Source organism: Streptomyces sp. NPDC007346, assembly GCF_040703535.1.
In the GTDB taxonomy this organism is placed as follows: domain Bacteria; phylum Actinomycetota; class Actinomycetes; order Streptomycetales; family Streptomycetaceae; genus Streptomyces.
Window position 1 is genome coordinate 63,195 of sequence record NZ_JBEYKR010000009.1, and the last position, 17,661, is coordinate 80,855.

A 17,661-nucleotide genomic window follows, 5' to 3' on the forward strand; every position below is an offset into this window, starting at 1 on the left:
CGGAGAACAGCAGAGAAGACAGAAGAGAAAGCTCACTCATGGGTCTCACCAGCAACATAGTTCTGGCGGTCGTGGCGGCCGCCGCCGTGGCGCTGTTCGCCGCCACGGTCTGGCTCTGGCCGCGCCTGGCCCGGCGGAGCGCCGCCGCGGTGACGGGCCGGGTCGGGCTGCTGCTGGCGACCCAGCTGACGCTGTTCGCCTCGGTCGGCCTGGCGGCCAACAACGCGTTCCTCTTCTACGGTTCCTGGGCCGACCTCTTCGGCCAGGAGCAGGAGCTGGGCGTGGTCACCGACCACGACGGCGGGGGGCAGGGGGCGCGGAACATGACGCGGATCGCCACCCAGCGGCCGGACGTGCCGGGCGGCGGGGTGCCGGCGGCGGGCGGGCGGATCGACAAGGTGGTGGTCTCCGGGCGGCTCTCGGGGATCACGTCACCGGCGTACGTCTATCTGCCGCCGGAGTATTTCCGGGGCGAGCACGCCGGGCGGACGTTCCCGGCGGTGGTGGTGCTGACCGGCTACCCGGGGACGGCGGAGAACCTCTTCAAGGGCCTGCGTTACCCGCAGACGGCACACGAGCGCGTGAAGGCGGGCAAGGCGCAGCCGATGATCCTGGTGATGCTGCGGCCGACGGTGGCCCCGCCCCGGGACACCGAGTGCGTGGACATCCCCGGGGGGCCGCAGACGGAGACGTTCTTCGCCAAGGACCTCCCCGAGGCCGTCGCCCAGTCGTACCGGGTCGGGAAGCAGGCCCGTAACTGGGGCATCATCGGCAACTCGACCGGCGGCTACTGCGCGCTGAAGATCGGATTGCACCACCCCGGCCGGTACGCGGCGAGCGCCGGGCTCTCCGCCTACTACAAGGCCGCCGAGGACCCGACGACCGGGGACCTGTTCCACGGGAACCAGGCGCTGCGCGAGCGGGCGGACCTGCTGTGGACGCTGGAGAACCGGCCGCCGTCCGGTGGTTCGTTCCTGGTGACGACGTCACGGCAGGGCGAGGGGAACCTCAGGAGCACGATGGAGTTCATCGACAAGGTGAGGGCGCCCGCCCAGGTCTCCTCGATCGTGCTGGACAGCGGCGGGCACAACTTCACGACGTGGCGGCGGGAGATCCCACCGGCCCTGGAGTGGCTGAGCGGGCGCCTCAGCGCCCGGTGAGGGACCTGCCGGCCGCTATGCGGTGGCCACCGTCTCCACGGCGACCTCCGCGCGCGGTACGGCCTGGGCGTCCGCGTCGATGGAGCGGCGCAGCGCCTCGTGCAGCCGGGCGGGGGTCAGCACGCCGAGGAAGCGGCCCTCGCTCTCCTTGTCGATGACCGCGATCCAGCCGGCGTCGTGCTGGAGCATGGTGGCGAACGCCTGCTTGAGGGGGGCGCCGAGCGGGAGCCAGGCCTCCATCCGGCGGGCGTGCTCGCGGACGGTGCCCTTCGCGGTGTCCGGGGCGCCGGTGGTCGCCTCGGCGGGGATCCAGCCGTGCAGGTTGTCCCGGCCGTCCAGGACGACGGCCCAGCGCGCGCCCTCGGAGCGGAGCCGCGCGGTGGCCTCGGCCAGGGAGTCGTCGAGGTGGACGACGGGGGGCTGGTCGAGGTCGCTCTCCTCGATGGGGGTCACCGAGAGCCGCTTGAGCCCGCGGTCGGCGCCGACGAAGTCGGCCACGTACGGGGTGGCGGGGGCGCCGAGGACGGTGGCGGGGGAGTCGAACTGCTCGATGCGGCCGTGCCCGTACACGGCGATCCGGTCGCCGAGGCGGACGGCTTCCTCGATGTCGTGGGTGACGAACAGCACGGTCTTACGGACCTGGGCCTGGAGTTTCAGGAATTCGTTCTGGAGCCGTTCGCGGACCACCGGGTCGACCGCTCCGAAAGGCTCGTCCATCAGCAGGACGGGCGGGTCGGCGGCCAGGGCGCGGGCGACCCCGACGCGTTGGCGCTGACCGCCGGAGAGCTGGTCCGGATAGCGGTCGCCATAAACGGAAGGGTCGAGTCCGACGAGGTCGAGCAGTTCGGCGGCGCGTTCGCGGCCCTTTCTGCGCTTCCAGCCCAGGAGATGGGGGACGGTCGCGGTGTTCTCCAGCACCGTCTTGTGCGGGAAGAGGCCCACCTGCTGGATCACATAGCCGATGCGGCGGCGGAGTTCGACGGGATCGATGGCGGATATGTCGTCCCCGTCGAGGAATATCGTGCCCTCGGTCGGTTCGATCAGCCGGTTCACCATCTTCATGGTGGTCGTCTTGCCGCAGCCGGAAGGTCCGACGAGCGTGACCAGTTCACCCTCGGTGACCTCGAAGGAAAGGTCGTCGACGGCGGTGGTGCCGTCCGCGTACCGCTTGGTGACGTGCTCGAAACGGATCATGATTCCCCATTGTGGAGGGCGTTCTGTGAAGGGCGTGTTGCCGGAATGCGACAGCATCCGCGATTGTCAGTGGTCGAGGATAGGCTCGCCAGACGTCAGTTCGACACGGGCGCGACAGGGAAACGGGAGGCGGGGGCGAGATGGCCGGAGCGGACTGCCTGGCGACGAACGACTGGATCTGCGGCGAGTATCTGCGCTCCCGCAGCCAGGAGTTGACGGACGCCACCGTGCAGCACATCGGGATCACCGTGGTCTCGGTGCTGATCGGGCTCGCGGTCGCCTTTCCGCTGGCGCTGCTCGCCCGCCGGGGCCGTGGCTTCGCCGGGCCGGTGCTGGGGCTGACGACGATTCTGTACACCGTGCCCTCGCTGGCGATGTTCTCGCTGCTGCTGCCTCTGTTCGGGCTCTCGGCCGCGCTGGTCGTCACGGGCCTGGTGCTCTATTCGCTGACCATCCTGGTGCGGAACATCCTGGCCGGTCTCGAAGCGGTCCCGCAGGAGGCCAAGGAGGCCGCCCGGGGTATGGGTTACGGGCCGTGGCGGCTGCTGTGGGAGGTGGAGCTCCCGCTCGCGCTGCCCGCGCTGATGGCGGGGCTGCGCATAGCCACCGTGTCGACGGTCGCGCTGACCACGGTCGGCTCGCTCGTCGGCAAGGGCGGTCTCGGCAACCTCATCGAGGACGCGCTGCCGAGCTTCTTCAAGGCGCAGGTGCTCGCCGCCTCCGTCCTGTGCGTGCTGCTCGCGGTCACCGCCGACCTGCTGCTGCTCGGTCTCCAGCGGCTGCTGACGCCCTGGACGCGTATACGGGCGGCGACGGGGGATACGCGTACGAGTGCGGGCGGCCCCGGCGGTTCGGGAGGTCCGGGCGGCTCAGGCGGTTCCGGTGACGCAGGCGGTTCCGGTGGGCCGGGGGCCTCAGGCGGTCCGGGCGGTCCGGGCGGTCCGGCGGGCATACCCGCCCCGGCGAAGGTGGAGGCGGGCTGACCCGTGGGAGTCATCGGCGACGCCTGGACCTGGCTGACCACCGGGGCCAACTGGTCGGGGGACGGCGGAGCGGCCCACCGGCTCGGCGAGCATCTGTACGTCAGCGGGGTCGCCCTCGCGGTGGCCTGCGCCATCGCCCTGCCGCTCGCCCTCTGCCTGGGCCACATCGGCAAGGGCGGTGCGCTCGCGGTCAACGTCTCCAACGTGGGGCGGGCGATACCGGTCTTCGCGGTGCTGGCCCTCTTCATGGTCACGCCCCTGCGCAACTCCGGGTACTGGCCCACGATCATCGCGCTGGTGCTGTTCGCCGTGCCGCCGCTGCTGACCAACGCCTATGTCGGCATGCGGGAGGTGGACCGGTCCGTGGTGGAGGCCGCCCGGGGCATGGGGATGTCCGGCGGGCAGCTGTTCGTCCGGGTCGAGCTGCCGCTCGCCTACCCGATGATCATGACCGGGCTGCGCTCCGCCGCCGTCCAGGTCGTCGCCACCGCCTCGATCGCCGCCATGGTCGGTCTCGGCGGCCTCGGCCGGATCATCACCGCCGGGTTCAACACCTACGACACCGCACAGGTCTTCGCGGGCGCGATCCTGGTCGCCGCGCTGGCCCTGCTGGTGGAGGGGGTGCTGGTGGCGCTGGACCGGGTGCTCTCCCCGCTGCGCCGCCGCCGGACCGCGTGACGGGGCCCGGCGGCGCTCCGCCTTCATCCTTCTTGTCATCTTTCTTTCTTCAGTTCGGACGGAGAACAACATGAGCAGGACCTCGCGGATAGCCGGAGCGGTCATCGGCATGGTGGCCCTGGCCGGGTCGCTGGCGGCCTGTGGCGGCGACAGCCTGGAGCAGGGGAAGGACGCCGGCTCCGGCTCCTCGGGCGACGCAAAGAAGGGCTCCCTCGTCGTCGGCGCGGCCGCGTTCACCGAGTCCAAGGTGCTCGCCGAGCTGTACGCGCAGATCCTGGGCGACGCCGGGTACAGCACCTCGGTCACCACGGTGAAGAACCGTGAGCTGTACGAGCCCTCGCTGGAGAAGGGCGAGATCGACGTCGTACCCGAATACGCCGCCACGATCACCGAATTCCTCAACGCCAAGGTGAACGGGGCCGAGAAGGCCCAGAACAACCCCCTCGCCTCCGGGGACGCCGACGCCACGGTCGCCGCCCTGGAGAAGCTCGCCACCCCGCTGGGCCTCAAGGTGCTCCCGGCCGGGAAGGCCGTCGACCAGAACGCCTTCGCGGTCTCCGAGGAATTCGCCGAGAAGAACAACCTCAAGACGCTTTCCGATCTTGGAAAGTCGAAGCTCAAGGTGAAGATCGCGGCGGGCGACGAGTGCGAGGTGCGGCCCTTCTGCGCACCCGGCCTGAAGAAGACGTACGGCATCGACGTCACGGGTATCGACCCCAAGGGTGTCGGCACCCCGCAGTCCAAGCAGGCCGTCCGTGACGGCAAGGTCGAGCTGGTCCTGACGACGACCACGGACGCGGTGCTGGACGGCCTGGTGTTCCTGGAGGACGACAAGAAGCTCCAGAACGCGGACAACGTCCTGCCGGTCCTCAATGCCAAGGACGCGGGCGCCCCGGAGATCGCCGAAGCGCTCGGAAAGATCACCGACACCCTCACCACGGAAGATCTCGCCGAGCTGAACCGCAAGGTCGACGCCGAGCGCGCGAAGCCGGCCGATGTGGCCAAGGAGTATCTGGAGTCGAAGGGCCTGATCAAGAAGTAGAAAGCGGGAGATGAAGGGAGTTCGGGGGGCCGCGAGGTAACCGGCGGGGAACAGATTGCCGGGTGGCCCCCCAAGTGGCGCGTACACACGGTAAATTTCAGGCCATGCCACGTGGACGCCACCGCCATTCGCCACCCCTTCACAGAATCCTGCCGCCCTCCGTGGTGGCGGGAGTGTCGGTCGTCGGTGCCTCCGGCGCCTGGTTCCTCGCCGAACCCCTCGCCCTGCGCGGCCTGGTGGCCGCCGTGGCCGCCGCCGCCCTGACCGGCGCGTATCTGATGCGCAGCTGGGACCGGGCCGCGGGGCTGCGGGTCGCCGAGCTGACCCGGGCCCGCACCCGTGACGAGTGGCGGGCCGAGGAGCGGATAGCCGAGCTGGAGCAGGATCTGGAGGAGTCGCGCGCGCTGCGCACCCGTCTGGAGACCAAGCTCCGCCGCAAGCGGGTGGAGCTCGCCGGACTGCGCGGCGAGCACGCGGGCCTGCTGCGCCGGTACGCCAACGCCGAGACCGAGCGGGCCAGTGCGCTGGAGGGCCGCAGGCAGCTCGCCATCGAGGCGGCCGCCCCGGCCCCGGAGCTGCCCGCCGGACGGTCGACGCCGACCCCGGACGCCTACCGCCGCGCGGACGAGGCCCTGCTGAACCTCACCCGTAACGCCGCACTCCAGAAGGCCCGCCGCGCCGATGCCGCGCGGCACGGCACGGAGCACGGCGCGGAGCAGCGGGCCGAGGGGGAAGACCCACAGGGGAAGGACGAGGCGGCCACCGGGGCGGGTGAGCACCGCCGGCCCCACCGCCCGTCCACCGCCCCGCCCGCGAAGCCCCCGGCCCCGGGCGCCCCGCACCCCGCGGCCTCCACCGCGCCCGTGCACGTACCGCGGGCCATCCCCGCGGCCTCGTCCGTCGTGCCGTACGCCGCACCCCGCCGCCAACCGGCCCCGCAGGGCGGCTTCGACTTCTTCGGCGCCCAGAACGCCCAGAACGGCCAGAGCACTCAGAGCACCCGGAAGGCGAACGCCGCGATCGAGTCCGTGCAGAACGAGGACCTGGCGGACGTCGTCGGCGAGGAGGCGCTCGCCGCCCACCGCACGGGAGCGGCACCGAACCGGGCCGTGGGCAAGGTCATCGACCTCACCGCGCACGACGAGACCGAGCAGATCGACGTGGCGGAGCTGCGCGGCGCGGTCTCCTGACGGAGCGGCGCGGTCTCCTGACGGACGGGCGTGGTCTCCTGACGGAGCTGCGCGGTCTCCCGACGGACGGGCCCGCCCCGGTTACTTGTCGATGTCCCCGACGACGAAGAAGAGCGACCCCAGGATCGCCACCATGTCGGAGACCAGCGTCCCCGGCAGCAGCTCCGCGAGCGCCTGGATGTTGTTGAAGGAGGCCGAGCGCAGCTTCAGCCGGTACGGGGTCTTCTCGCCCTTGGAGACCAGGTAGTAGCCGTTGATGCCGAGCGGGTTCTCCGTCCAGGCGTACGTGTGCCCCTCGGGGGCCTTCAGCACCTTGGGCAGCCGCTGGTTGACCGGCCCCGGCTCCAGGCCCGCCATCCGGTCCAGGCACGCGTCGGCCAGGTCCAGGGAGTTGAGGGTCTGCTCCAGCAGGCACTCGAAGCGGGCCAGGCAGTCGCCCTCGGTCCGGGTGACGACCTTCAGGGTCTCCTGGAGCTCCCCGTACGCGAGGTACGGCTCGTCGCGCCGCAGGTCGAAGTCGACGCCCGAGGCGCGCGCGATCGGCCCCGACACCCCGTACGCGTGCACCGCCCCGGCCGAGAGCACCCCGACATCGCGCGTGCGGCCCCGGAAGATCTCGTTGCCGAGGACCAGGTTCTCGTACACGTCCATCCGGGAGCGGACCGAGGCGACGGCGTCGCGGACCCGGCCCGACCAGCCCGCCGGGACGTCCTCCTTGAGCCCGCCGACCCGGTTGAACATGTAGTGCATCCGGCCGCCGGAGACCTCCTCCATCACCGCCTGGAGCTCCTCGCGCTCCCGGAAGGCGTGGAAGACCGGGGTGATGCCGCCGAGTTCGAGCGGGTAGGAGCCGAGGAACATCAGGTGGTTGAGGACCCGGTTCAGCTCGGCGAGCAGCGTCCGCGTCCAGACCGCGCGCTCGGGGACCTCCATGCCGAGCATCCGCTCGACCGCCATCACGACGCCCAGCTCGTTCGAGAACGCGGAGAGCCAGTCGTGGCGGTTGGCGAGCATGATGATCTGCCGGTAGTCGCGCGCCTCGAAGAGCTTCTCCGCGCCCCGGTGCATATAGCCGATGACCGGCTCGGCGTGCTGGACGCGTTCGCCGTCCAGCACGATGCGCAGCCGGAGCACGCCGTGGGTCGAGGGGTGCTGCGGGCCGATGTTCAGCACCATGTCGGTGCTCTCCGCCGCGCCGCCGATGCCGATGGTCGTCTCCGTCATGGGGGCCAGTATCCCCTGACCGGGCCGGCCGCATCGGCGGTTACGCGTGGGGCGGTGACCCCACCCGGTGCAGCAGCCACCCGAAGTCGCCGAGCCCGCCGCGCGCGGTCAGCTCCGCCGCCTCGCCCGCCGACGCCAGCGCCCGTACGTACGCGGCCGGATCGGAGGCGGCCAGACCCAGCGGCGGCCGGTCCCCGGACACCCCCAGCCGGCCGAGCGCCGCCCGCTGGTCCGTCAGCTCATGGGTCCCGTGCGCGAGCGCCCCCGCGCACGCGTCCAGCGCCACATGCGCGGTCACGTCGCAGGAGCCGTCCGGCACCGGGCGCACCTCCCGCCCGCCCCGGAAGCCGGTCAGCGTCCCGAAGGGCGGCCGCTCACCCCGTACGTGCGCGTAGTCCACCGCCACCGCCAGCCCGGCCGCGAGCGAGCCGGCCGCGCCCGCCCACGCCTCGTCCCGGGGCAGCCCGATCTCCGCCCGCTCGCCCGGCGCGGACAGCGGCCACCAGCGCTCCAGCCACGCGGCGTCCGCCCCGGTCACCGGCGGGCCCAGGCGCTCCGCACCGTCCGAGGTCCGCACCTGTACGTACCGGGCGACGCCGTCCCCGTCCACCTCCGCCACCTCCACCGGCACGTTGTCCAGCCACTCGTTGGCGAAGAGCAGCCCGCTGACCCCCCGCGGCGGCTCGGCGCACCAGACGATCCGGGGGTCCAGGCCCGGCGGGCGGGCGGCGACCTCCACCCCGTACGGGACCACCTCCAGCCCCCGGGGGACCGCGGCGAGCACCCCGGTCAGCAGCTCACCGCGCCCGGCGCCCACATCGACCAGGGCGACCGTCCGGGTGGACAGCTCCCTCGCGGTCCGGGCCAGGAGCCCGGCCACCGCCCGCGCGAACAGGGGCGAGGCGTGGACCGACGTACGGAAGTGGCCCGCCGGCCCCTCCGGGCTCCGGACCGGGCTCCGGTAGAAGCCCTCTTCCCCGTACAAAGCGGTCCGAGCCGCCTCCCGCCAACCGCGCCACTCCTCCGTCATGTGGGCCAGTCTCCACCTTGGGGAGTACGGGCCCGGGACCTGGATCGGCCCTCCGGTTGACCCGGGCACCTGTCCGCTGTCCTTACGCTGGCTACGTGCAGCGCCTCTACGATTTTCTCCGCAGACACCCGACGGGCGTCGACGTCTTCTGGGCGGTCGTCCTCCTCGGGCTCTCCGGCATGTCGATGGCGTCGGGCATGTACGACATCGGGCGGGAGGAGATCCTCGCCGTTCCGGTTGTGCTCGGGCTCTCCACGGTGGTGGCGCTGCGCCGACGGCTCCCCGAGAAGATGCTGCTGCTCGCCATCGCGGTGGGCCTCGGCCAGCTGCTCCTCGACGTCCGGCCGGGCGTCGGGAACTTCGCGATGCTGGTGATCACCTTCACGGTGGCCACGATCGGGGAGCGCTGGGCCTCCCGGCTCGCCCTGGTCTGCAGCCTGGTCGCGGCCGGACTCTCGCAGCTGCGCTGGGAGGCCGAGCCGGGCGGCTCCTGGCCCCAGCAGATCTTCGTGACGGTCATCATGACGGTGCCGTTCGTGCTGGCCTGGGTGATGGGCGACTCGCTGCGCACCCGGCGCGCCTACTTCAGCCAGCTGGAGGAGCGCGCCGCCCGGCTGGAGCGGGAGCGCGAGGCGCAGTCCAAGGTGGCCGTGGCCGCCGAGCGGGCCCGGATCGCCCGTGAGCTGCACGATGTCGTCGCGCACAACGTCTCCGTGATGGTGGTTCAGGCCGACGGCGCCGCCTATGTGATGGACGCGGCGCCCGACCAGGCCCGGCAGGCGCTGGCGACGATCTCCTCCACCGGCCGGCAGGCGCTGGCCGAGATGCGGCGGCTGCTGGGGGTGCTGCGGACCGGTGACGCGCCGGAGAGCGGGGAGTACGTTCCGCAGCCCGACGTGGAGCAGATCGAGGATCTGGTCGACCAGGTCCGCCGGACCGGTCTGACGGTGGACTTCAAGGTGGAGGGCACCGCCCGCCCGCTGCCGAGCGGCGTGGAGCTGACCGCGTACCGCATCGTGCAGGAGGCCCTCACCAACACCCGCAAGCACGGCGGCCCCGACGCCGGGGCCAGTGTCCGGCTGGTCTACTTCGACGACGGCCTCGGGCTGCTGGTCGAGGACGACGGCCGGGGCGCGGCGCACGAGCTGTACGAGGACGGCGGCGCGGACGGGGCCGGGCACGGGATGATCGGGATGCGGGAGCGGGTCGGCATGGTCGGCGGCACCCTGGACGCCGGGCCGCGGCCCGGCGGCGGCTTCCGGATCAGCGCGCTGCTGCCGCTCAAGCCCGCCGACTGACACGAGACCGATCAGAGCAGCCTTCACCACCCATACAGGACAGACAGGACGGACCCCATGGCCATCCGCGTGATGCTCGTCGACGACCAGGTGCTGCTGCGTACGGGCTTCCGGATGGTCCTGGCCGCCCAGCCCGACATGGAGGTCGTGGCCGAGGCCGGGGACGGCGCGGAGGCGATCGAGATCCTGCGCTCGACCGCCGTCGACGTGGTCCTGATGGACGTCCGCATGCCTCGGCTGGACGGCGTCGAGGCGACCCGCCGCATCTGCGCCCGGCCGGAGCCGCCGAAGGTGCTGATCCTGACGACGTTCGACCTGGACGAGTACGCCTTCTCCGGGCTCAAGGCGGGGGCCAGTGGCTTCATGCTCAAGGACGTGCCGCCGGGCGAACTGCTCTCCGCGATCCGCTCGGTGCACAGCGGGGACGCCGTCGTCGCCCCGTCCACCACCCGGCGCCTGCTGGACCGCTTCTCGCCGATGCTGCCCAGCGCCGACAAGGAGCCGAAGAACAAGCACATCCAGAAGCTCACCGAGCGCGAGCGCGAGGTGATGCTCCTGGTCGCCCAGGGCCTGTCGAACGGCGAGATCGCCGCCCGTCTCGTCCTCTCCGAGGCGACGGTCAAGACCCACGTCGGCCGCATCCTCACCAAGCTGAGCCTGCGCGACCGGGTCCAGGTCGTCGTCCTCGCCTACGAGACGGGGCTGGTGCGCGCGGGCGGGGGAGCGGGCTGAGGGGGCGGGGGTCCGGCGTGGGCACGCTGCTGTGGATCAACGGCCCGTTCGGGGGCGGCAAGACGCAGACCGCGTACGAGATCCGGCGCCGCCTCGCGGGCAGCGTGATCTGCGACCCGGAACACATCGGCTTCGGCCTGCACAGGGCCCTGCCGCCCCGCCTGCGCGGTGACTTCCAGGACCTGGCCGCCTGGCGTGCCGGGGTCCGCGAGGTGCTCGGGCTGGCCCTGGAGGGGCATCCGGGCCCGGTGATCGTGCCGATGACGCTGGTCGACCCCGGCTACTTCGCCGAGATCGTCGGGCAGCTGCGCGAGGACGGGCACACCGTCCACCACAGCGCCCTGCTCGCCGACCGGGACACGGTCCTGCGGCGGCTGCGGGAACGGGGCCTGGGGCGCGGGGTGCGGTGGGACAGCTTCGCGGTGCGGCGGCTGGACGACTGCCTGGAGCGGTTGGCCCGGCCGGAGTTCGCCCGCCACCTGCGTACCGACGGGGCGACCGTGCCCCAGGTGGCGGAGGCGGTGGCCGGGGCGGCGGGCCTGACGCTCACGCCGAACACCGACGGCCGGCTGCGGCACCGGCTGCGGCGGACCTGGACGGGCCTGCGCCACATCCGCTTCGACTGACGCCCCGCCCCCGGTCAGCGCAGCACGCCCTCCAGGAAGTCGCTGCCGATGCGGGCCACGACCGTCAGGTCCAGCTGGTGCAGTACGTAGCGTCCGCGGCGGCGCGTCGTGATCAGGCCCGCCTTCTTGAGCACCGACAGGTGCCGGGAGACCTCGGGTGCGGTGATCCGGTGGGAGTCGGCCAGCTCCCCGGTGGTGTACGCCGAGCGGGCCAGGTTGCGGCACAGGCGCATCCGCATCGGGTGGGCCAGGGCCTCCATCCGGAGCTGGAGCAGCTCCACGGAGGCGGGGGCCGGCAGGTCGGGGAGGTGGACCGGGTACTGGATCACCGGCCGCCAGCCCGGGGCGTGCAGCACCATCAGGTGCGGCCAGCCGAAGCTGCTGGGCAGGAGGGTGAGGCCGGTGCCGACGTCCGGGTCGACGGCGCTGGTCGTGCCCTCGGCCAGCTTGTCGATGGAGATCCTGCCCGCCTCCTCGTCCAGGGACATGGCGGCGGAGACCGCGCCCATCGCCTCCCCGACGCCCTTGTGCCGCAGCAGCTCCGTCTTGTGCCGGGCGTCGGCGACCAGCTGGACGGAGACCCGGCGCCAGGTGTCCGCGAAGAACGCCTGGTCGCAGTCCTCGAAGAGCCGCCGGATCCACAGGCGTACGGGGGCGGGGTCCTCCAGCAGCCGCTGGGTGAACTTCACCTGCCGCGGGCCGCGCGCCGCCGCCATGTCCAGGGCGCGGGCCCGCGTCCCGGCGTTGGTCAGCGGTGAGGCGGAGCCGGTCCCGTACAGGGCGGTGCAGGTGAACTCCAGCGCCGCGGAGACGAACCGTTCGTCGTCCAGCCGGTCCAGGATGTCCAGGTCCTCGGCGAGCGTCGCCCCGGTCCTGCCGTCGCCGCCGCGGACCCCGGCGAACGGCATGAAGATGTCGGAGAAGGTGTTCCGCCAGAGGAACTCCGCCTCCACCAGCCGGTCGGCGAGATCGGGCTCCAGCGCGGCCGAGGTCGCGGTGGCCCAGCCGTGCACGCCGGGGTGGTGGCCGGGCTCGGAGAGCGCGTGCAGCGCGTCCCCCAGCTCGGTGAGCGGGGAGACCGCGAAGACGATGCGGTCGGAGGGGAGGCCGGTGATGTCGATGTTCACGCTCACGGGTCCCATGGTGCGGGGTACGCGGGCGAGGCGTCGCCCCATTTGACGGTGGCCGTCAATCGACGCGCGGACCTGCGGCGACGGGCGGACGCTGGATCCATGGACGCCATCCAGCAGCACCTGCTCGACACCTACCGCGCGGCCCGGCTGGGCGAGCCCGCCCCGCCCCCGCCGGGCCGCCACGACCGCAGGACCCTGCGCGACGTGTACCGCCACTGGCTGACCCACCCGCCGGTCCGGGACCAGCGCGCCCGGCGTTCGGGGACGGAACCCTGAGCGTGGGGCCTGAGCGTGGGGGTCCGAGCGCGGGGCCGGCCACTCGACGAGGCCCCTACCCCAGGTACCCCACGAACCCGGCCACCGCCTCCCGCACGTCCTCCGCCGACCACTCCAATCCGGCCTCCGCAACCGTCACCTCGGTGACCGAGACCCCCGGCGGCAGCCCGGTGGTCCCCTCGGTCCAGCGCCGGAACAACGTCACGCCCGTCTCCTCCGCCTGCCGCAGCGACGCCTCGTCCAGCGCCTCGGCCCCGTACGGCAGCCAGACCTGGAACTGGTGCGTGTGCGGCGGCTCCGGACGCACCCGGAACCACGCCACCCCCGCCTGGGCGAACCCTTCCGCCATCGCCCCGGCCACCACCTTGGCGTGGGCCACGTAGGACGGCAGCCGGGGCAGCTCCTTCTCCAGCCCGATCAGGGCGGAGAGCGCCGCCGGATACTGCTGGAAGACCTGGCCCCCGTACCGGTGGCGCCACACCCGCGCCTCCTCCACCAGCGTCGCGGGGCCCGCCAGCGCCGCCCCCGACAGCCCGCCCAGCGACTTGTAGAAGGACACGTACACGCTGTCCGCGAGCGCCGCGATCTCCTGAAGGCCACGCGTGAGGTGTTCGGTGCACTCCCAGAGCCGCGCCCCGTCCAGATGGACCACCGCGTCCCGCTCCCGGGCCGCCGCCACGGTCTCCTCCAGCTCGTCCCACGTGGGCAGCACGAACCCGGCGTCCCGCAGCGGCAGCTCCAGCATCAGCGTGCCGAACGGCTCGGGGAACTCCCGCACCTCCTCGGCGCTCGGCATCCGGGGCGCGGCCGTGGGATGCACCGTACGCAGCCCGCTCACCGTTCCCAGCGAACCGTTCTCGTGCAGCTCCGGGTGGGCCAGGGGGTGCAGCGCCACCGTCGCGTCGCCCGTGCGCTCCGCCCAGCACCGCAGCGCGACCTGCTGGGCCATGGTCCCGGTCGGGAAGAACGCCGCCGCCTCCGTCCCCAGCAGCCCGGCCACCCGCCGCTCCAGATCGGCGACGACCCCGTTCCCGTACACATCCACCGCGCTGTCCGGATCGTGTACGGAACCGGCCCCGGCCGCCAGCGCCGCGAGCCCCTCGCCCACCGTGCCGTCCATGCCCCTGCGCTCCAGTACCCGGTGGGACCCGCGCCAGGCGGCCTGCCGGCGCCGCCGCTGCTCCTGCTCATCGTTGGCTGTCATGGGACGATCATCCCCCGGGCCACCGACGGCACGCCGTGTGAATTCCGTCGGTCCGGCGGAGTTATCCACAGGCTGTGGGCGGCGGGCGGGCTTCGCCGAAACGCTGGCGTAGCATGCAGAGAAATCGTCCGGTACCCCCCGCGGACTGGAACGGAAGGCCATCGCCGCGTGAATACGACAGTTCCGAAGGAACCCCTCGACGCGAGGGACCGCCCCGCCCGCCTCACCGTCGGCGTCGTGGGAGCGGGCCGCGTCGGCCCCGCCCTCGCCGCCGCGCTCCAGCTCGCCGGCCACCGCCCGGTGGCTGTCTCGGGCGTCTCCGACGCCTCCCGGCGCCGGGCGGCCACCCTGCTCCCCGACGTGCCCGTGGTGACGCCCGCCGAGGTGCTGGCCCGCGCCGAGCTGGTGCTGCTGACCGTCCCCGACGACGCCCTGCCGGGGCTGGTCGAGGGGCTCGCCGGGACCGGTGCCGTGCGGCCGGGGCAGCTCCTCGTCCACACCTCCGGGCGGTACGGGGCCCGGGTCCTGGACCCCGCGCTGCGGGCCGGGGCCCTGCCGCTCGCGCTGCACCCGGCGATGACGTTCACGGGCTCGTCCGTCGACGTCCAGCGCCTGGCGGGCTGCTCCTTCGGGGTCACCGCCCCCGAGGAGCTGCGGCTGGCCGCCGAGGCGCTGGTCATCGAGATGGGCGGCGAGCCGGAGTGGATCGCCGAGGAGTCCCGCCCGCTCTACCACGCGGCCCTCGCGCTCGGCGCGAACCACCTGGTCACCCTGGTCGCCGAGTCGATGGAGCTGCTGGCCAAGGCCGGGGTCGGCGCCCCCGACCGGATGCTCGGCCCGCTGCTGGGCGCCGCCCTGGACAACGCCCTGCGCTCCGGCGACGGAGCGCTGACCGGCCCGGTGGCCCGGGGCGACGCGGGCACGGTCACCGCCCATGTGGGCGAGTTGCGCGCACACGCCCCCCAGATGGTCGGGGGCTACCTCGCGATGGCCCGCGCCACGGCCGACCGGGCGCTGGCCCACGGCCTGCTCAAGCCGGAGCTGGCGGAGGACCTGCTCGTCGCCCTGGCCGACCAGGAGAGCCGTCCGGGCTCCACAGGACCGGGGGAGACCCGATGACGACCACCGAGAACGGCGCCCAGGACGCGGGCACCACGGGCCCCCGGAGCGCTCAAGCCCCCGCCCTCCTGCGCACCGCCGCCGAGCTGGACGCGCTGCCCCGCCCCGCCGGGGCCGAGCGGGCCGTCGTCATGACCATGGGCGCCCTCCACGAAGGCCACGCCACCCTGATCCGCACGGCCCGCCAGGCCGCCGGCCCGGACGGCCAGGTCGTGGTCACCGTCTTCGTCAACCCGCTCCAGTTCGGCGAGGCCGCCGACCTCGACCGCTACCCGCGCACCCTGGACGCCGACCTGGCCACCGCCGCCGAGGCCGGCGCCGACGCCGTCTTCGCCCCCGGCGCCGACGAGGTCTACCCCGGCGGCGAACCCCAGGTCCGGATCACCGCCGGCCCCATGGGCGAGCGGCTCGAAGGCGCGTACCGCCCCGGCCACTTCGACGGCATGCTCACCGTCGTCGCCAAGCTCCTCCACCTCACCCGCCCCGACGAGGCGTTCTACGGGCAGAAGGACGCCCAGCAGCTCGCCCTGATCCGCCGCATGGTCCGCGACCTGAATTTCGGCGTCCGGATCACCGGCGTCCCCACCGTCCGCGACCCCGACGGCCTCGCGCTCTCCAGCCGGAACCGCTTCCTGTCCCGGCAGGAGCGGCACACCGCCCTGGCCCTGCCCCGCGCCCTGTTCGCGGCCCGCGACCGGCTCGCCGCCCAGCAGGCCCTGCACGAGCGGGCCCTGGCCACCGCCCCCGGCGGCGACCGGGCCGCCGGGCTCAACAAGCTCGGCGAGGCGCGGGCCGCCGCCGACGCCCAGGCCGTGGCGCTGGCCCGGCCCAACGGGGCACCCGCCGCCGTTCGGGCCACCGCGCGCGCGATCCTGGACGAGGCCGCCGCCCGGGACCGGCACCCGCTCGTCCTGGACTACCTGGCCCTGGTCGACCCGGCGGACTTCACCGAGATCCCCGACGACCGCGAGAGCGGGGAGGCGATCCTCGCCGTCGCCGCCCGGGTCGGGGAGACCCGCCTCATCGACAACATCCCCCTCACCTTCGGAGCCCTGACGTGACCGGAATACGGCTGACCGCCCCCGCCCCCGGCTGGGCCATCGACGCGGACGTCGTGGTGGTCGGCTCCGGGGTCGCCGGTCTCACCACCGCCCTGCGCTGCGCGGCCGCCGGCCTGGACACCGTGGTCGTCACCAAGGCGCGGCTCGACGACGGCTCGACCCGGTGGGCCCAGGGCGGTATCGCCGCGGCCCTCGGCGAGGGCGACACCCCCGAGCAGCACCTGGACGACACCCTGGTCGCGGGCGCGGGCCTCTGCGACGAGGAGGCCGTACGGACCCTGGTCACCGAGGGCCCCGACGCCGTACGCCGCCTGATCACCACCGGCGCCCACTTCGACACCACCGACAGCGGCGACATAGCGCTGACCCGCGAGGGCGGCCACCACCGCCGCCGCATCGCCCACGCGGGCGGCGACGCGACCGGCGCCGAGATCTCCCGTGCCCTGGTCGAGGCGGTCCGCGAGGCCGCCCTGCACACCATCGAGAACGCCCTGGTCCTGGACCTGCTCACCGACGCCGAAGGCCGTACGGCGGGGGTCTCCCTGCACGTCATGGGCGAGGGCCAGCACGACGGCGTCGGCGCGGTCCGCGCCCCCTCGGTGGTCCTGGCGACCGGCGGCATGGGCCAGGTCTTCTCCGCCACCACCAACCCCTCCGTCTCCACCGGCGACGGCGTGGCGCTGGCGCTGCGGGCCGGGGCGGAGGTCTCCGACCTGGAGTTCGTCCAGTTCCACCCGACCGTCCTCTTCCTCGGCGCCGAGGCCGAGGGGCAGCAGCCGCTGGTCTCCGAGGCGGTGCGCGGCGAGGGCGCCCACCTCGTCGACGCGCGTGGCACCCGCTTCATGGCCGGGCAGCACGAGCTGGCCGAGCTGGCCCCGCGCGACATCGTCGCCAAGGCCATCACCCGGCAGATGCACGAGCACGGCACCGAGCACATGTACCTCGACGCCCGGCACTTCGGCGCGCGGATGTGGGAGCAGCGCTTCCCCACCATCCTGGCCGCCTGCCGCGCCCACGGCATCGACCCGGTCACCGAGCCGGTCCCGGTCGCCCCGGCCGCGCACTACGCCTCCGGCGGCATCCGCACGGACCTGCGCGGCCGCACGACCGTCCCCGGCCTGTACGCCTGCGGCGAGGTCGCCTGCACGGGCGTGCACGGAGCCAACCGGCTGGCGTCCAACTCCCTCCTGGAGGGGCTGGTCTTCGCCGAGCGCATCGCCGCCGACATCGCCGGGACCCGCCCGCCCCGCACCGGACCGGCGCGAGCCGCGAGCGAGCCGGTCGCCCTGCTCGCCCCCGAGGCCCGTACGGCGATCCAGCGCGTCATGACCCGGGGCGCCGGAGTCCTCCGCTCCGCCGACAGCCTGGCCACCGCCGCCGAGGAGCTGGAGGCCCTGCACCGCAGCGCCGCCGCCGACGCGGACGCCGCCGACCTCAAGGACGCGGTCCCCGGGGTCGACGCCTGGGAGGCCACCAACCTGCTGCTGGTCTCCCGGGTCCTGGTCGCCGCCGCCCGGGAGCGCGAGGAGACCCGCGGCTGCCACTGGCGCGAGGACCGGCCCGACCGCGACGACGCGCACTGGCGCCGCCACCTGGTCGTCCGTATCGCCCCGGACCGCACCCCGGTCGTCCACCGCACGCAGACCGCCGCGTTCCCGCCCGTACGCCCGGCGGATTGAGCACACTGCTGACAGCAGCGGCGCGAGCCGCA

At 73.4% G+C, this 17,661-nt stretch carries 17 protein-coding genes; 12 read left to right on the forward strand and 5 right to left on the reverse strand.

What is annotated here, in order from left to right:
* Positions 1 to 38 precede the first annotated feature (38 nt).
* Complete coding sequence (locus AB0917_RS05080) at positions 39 to 1,160, forward strand: alpha/beta hydrolase-fold protein (protein ID WP_366818071.1); 1,122 nt, start codon at positions 39 to 41, stop codon at positions 1,158 to 1,160.
* A 15-nt stretch (positions 1,161 to 1,175) separates the two neighbouring features.
* On the opposite strand, the gene AB0917_RS05085 is transcribed toward AB0917_RS05080, so the two are convergent.
* Positions 1,176 to 2,354: a betaine/proline/choline family ABC transporter ATP-binding protein gene (locus AB0917_RS05085; protein WP_366818072.1), complete on the reverse strand. Its 1,179-nt coding sequence runs from the start codon at positions 2,352 to 2,354 to the stop codon at positions 1,176 to 1,178.
* Between the two features lie 140 nt (positions 2,355 to 2,494).
* Here AB0917_RS05085 and AB0917_RS05090 point away from each other — a divergent pair, with 140 nt between their 5' ends.
* The 4 genes from AB0917_RS05090 to AB0917_RS05105 all read left to right on the forward strand — a co-directional run bounded on the left by AB0917_RS05090 (position 2,495) and on the right by AB0917_RS05105 (position 6,247).
* Positions 2,495 to 3,337 (forward strand): ABC transporter permease, encoded by an 843-nt coding sequence (locus tag AB0917_RS05090; RefSeq protein ID WP_366818073.1) that lies wholly within the window; start codon positions 2,495 to 2,497, stop codon positions 3,335 to 3,337.
* Between the two features lie 3 nt (positions 3,338 to 3,340).
* Positions 3,341 to 4,015, forward strand: coding sequence for an ABC transporter permease (locus AB0917_RS05095; RefSeq protein ID WP_366818074.1), 675 nt, complete (start codon positions 3,341 to 3,343; stop codon positions 4,013 to 4,015).
* 70 nt (positions 4,016 to 4,085) lie between these two features.
* Complete coding sequence (locus AB0917_RS05100) at positions 4,086 to 5,057, forward strand: ABC transporter substrate-binding protein (protein ID WP_366818075.1); 972 nt, start codon at positions 4,086 to 4,088, stop codon at positions 5,055 to 5,057.
* A gap of 104 nt (positions 5,058 to 5,161) precedes the next feature.
* On the forward strand, positions 5,162 to 6,247 hold the full coding sequence (locus AB0917_RS05105; protein WP_366818076.1) for a hypothetical protein: 1,086 nt from the start codon (positions 5,162 to 5,164) through the stop codon (positions 6,245 to 6,247).
* An 81-nt stretch (positions 6,248 to 6,328) separates the two neighbouring features.
* Here AB0917_RS05105 and AB0917_RS05110 read toward each other — a convergent pair whose 3' ends face one another.
* Together AB0917_RS05110 and AB0917_RS05115 are read right to left on the reverse strand one after the other, a co-directional pair.
* Complete coding sequence (locus AB0917_RS05110) at positions 6,329 to 7,471, reverse strand: NADH-quinone oxidoreductase subunit D (protein WP_366818077.1); 1,143 nt, start codon at positions 7,469 to 7,471, stop codon at positions 6,329 to 6,331.
* Between the two features lie 40 nt (positions 7,472 to 7,511).
* On the reverse strand, positions 7,512 to 8,501 hold the full coding sequence (locus AB0917_RS05115) for an SAM-dependent methyltransferase (protein WP_366818078.1): 990 nt from the start codon (positions 8,499 to 8,501) through the stop codon (positions 7,512 to 7,514).
* Positions 8,502 to 8,596: 95 nt separating this feature from the next.
* On the opposite strand from AB0917_RS05115, the gene AB0917_RS05120 reads away from it, so the two are divergent.
* Genes AB0917_RS05120 through AB0917_RS05130 form a run of 3 tightly spaced genes read left to right on the forward strand, consistent with a single transcriptional unit; the run spans position 8,597 to position 11,157 of the window.
* Complete coding sequence (locus AB0917_RS05120) at positions 8,597 to 9,799, forward strand: sensor histidine kinase (protein ID WP_366818079.1); 1,203 nt, start codon at positions 8,597 to 8,599, stop codon at positions 9,797 to 9,799.
* A gap of 57 nt (positions 9,800 to 9,856) precedes the next feature.
* Entirely contained in the window at positions 9,857 to 10,531 is a 675-nt protein-coding gene (locus tag AB0917_RS05125; protein ID WP_366818080.1) for a response regulator transcription factor, read from the forward strand.
* Positions 10,532 to 10,548: 17 nt separating this feature from the next.
* Complete coding sequence (locus AB0917_RS05130; RefSeq protein ID WP_366818081.1) at positions 10,549 to 11,157, forward strand: AAA family ATPase; 609 nt, start codon at positions 10,549 to 10,551, stop codon at positions 11,155 to 11,157.
* Positions 11,158 to 11,171: 14 nt separating this feature from the next.
* Here the strand turns inward: AB0917_RS05130 and AB0917_RS05135 are convergent, their stop codons facing one another.
* Positions 11,172 to 12,284, reverse strand: a complete 1,113-nt coding sequence (locus tag AB0917_RS05135; RefSeq protein WP_366818109.1) for a DUF5937 family protein — start codon at positions 12,282 to 12,284, stop codon at positions 11,172 to 11,174.
* 105 nt (positions 12,285 to 12,389) lie between these two features.
* On the opposite strand from AB0917_RS05135, the gene AB0917_RS05140 reads away from it, so the two are divergent.
* On the forward strand, positions 12,390 to 12,566 hold the full coding sequence (locus AB0917_RS05140; protein WP_366818082.1) for a hypothetical protein: 177 nt from the start codon (positions 12,390 to 12,392) through the stop codon (positions 12,564 to 12,566).
* A 55-nt stretch (positions 12,567 to 12,621) separates the two neighbouring features.
* Here AB0917_RS05140 and AB0917_RS05145 read toward each other — a convergent pair whose 3' ends face one another.
* Positions 12,622 to 13,770 carry a beta-eliminating lyase-related protein gene (locus AB0917_RS05145; protein WP_366818083.1) on the reverse strand — a complete coding sequence of 383 codons (1,149 nt, stop codon included), beginning with the start codon at positions 13,768 to 13,770 and terminating at the stop codon, positions 12,622 to 12,624.
* 168 nt (positions 13,771 to 13,938) lie between these two features.
* Between AB0917_RS05145 and AB0917_RS05150 the strand changes: the two genes are divergently transcribed.
* Genes AB0917_RS05150 through AB0917_RS05160 form a run of 3 tightly spaced genes read left to right on the forward strand, consistent with a single transcriptional unit; the run spans position 13,939 to position 17,629 of the window.
* The gene (locus tag AB0917_RS05150; protein WP_366818084.1) at positions 13,939 to 14,889 is read left to right on the forward strand and encodes a DUF2520 domain-containing protein; all 951 of its coding nucleotides are present in this window, start codon (positions 13,939 to 13,941) and stop codon (positions 14,887 to 14,889) included.
* A complete protein-coding gene (gene panC, locus AB0917_RS05155) occupies positions 14,886 to 15,950 on the forward strand; it encodes a pantoate--beta-alanine ligase (RefSeq protein WP_366818085.1) in 1,065 nt (354 codons plus the stop codon). The genes AB0917_RS05150 and panC overlap by 4 nt, the downstream gene beginning before the upstream one ends.
* Positions 15,947 to 17,629 carry an L-aspartate oxidase gene (locus tag AB0917_RS05160; protein WP_366818086.1) on the forward strand — a complete coding sequence of 561 codons (1,683 nt, stop codon included), beginning with the start codon at positions 15,947 to 15,949 and terminating at the stop codon, positions 17,627 to 17,629. Before panC ends, AB0917_RS05160 begins: the two co-directional genes overlap by 4 nt.
* Positions 17,630 to 17,661 lie beyond the last annotated feature (32 nt).

What these genes read in the sequence shown, in the direction of transcription:
- AB0917_RS05080 (WP_366818071.1), top strand. Translation starts at nt 39, where the DNA reads ATGGGTCTCACCAGCAACATAGTTCTGGCGGTCGTGGCGGCCGCCGCC.
- AB0917_RS05085 (WP_366818072.1), bottom strand. Translation starts at nt 2,354, where the DNA reads ATGATCCGTTTCGAGCACGTCACCAAGCGGTACGCGGACGGCACCACC.
- AB0917_RS05090 (WP_366818073.1), top strand. Translation starts at nt 2,495, where the DNA reads ATGGCCGGAGCGGACTGCCTGGCGACGAACGACTGGATCTGCGGCGAG.
- AB0917_RS05100 (WP_366818075.1), top strand. Translation starts at nt 4,086, where the DNA reads ATGAGCAGGACCTCGCGGATAGCCGGAGCGGTCATCGGCATGGTGGCC.
- AB0917_RS05105 (WP_366818076.1), top strand. Translation starts at nt 5,162, where the DNA reads ATGCCACGTGGACGCCACCGCCATTCGCCACCCCTTCACAGAATCCTG.
- AB0917_RS05110 (WP_366818077.1), bottom strand. Translation starts at nt 7,471, where the DNA reads ATGACGGAGACGACCATCGGCATCGGCGGCGCGGCGGAGAGCACCGAC.
- AB0917_RS05115 (WP_366818078.1), bottom strand. Translation starts at nt 8,501, where the DNA reads ATGACGGAGGAGTGGCGCGGTTGGCGGGAGGCGGCTCGGACCGCTTTG.
- AB0917_RS05125 (WP_366818080.1), top strand. Translation starts at nt 9,857, where the DNA reads ATGGCCATCCGCGTGATGCTCGTCGACGACCAGGTGCTGCTGCGTACG.
- AB0917_RS05140 (WP_366818082.1), top strand. Translation starts at nt 12,390, where the DNA reads ATGGACGCCATCCAGCAGCACCTGCTCGACACCTACCGCGCGGCCCGG.
- AB0917_RS05145 (WP_366818083.1), bottom strand. Translation starts at nt 13,770, where the DNA reads ATGACAGCCAACGATGAGCAGGAGCAGCGGCGGCGCCGGCAGGCCGCC.
- panC (WP_366818085.1), top strand. Translation starts at nt 14,886, where the DNA reads ATGACGACCACCGAGAACGGCGCCCAGGACGCGGGCACCACGGGCCCC.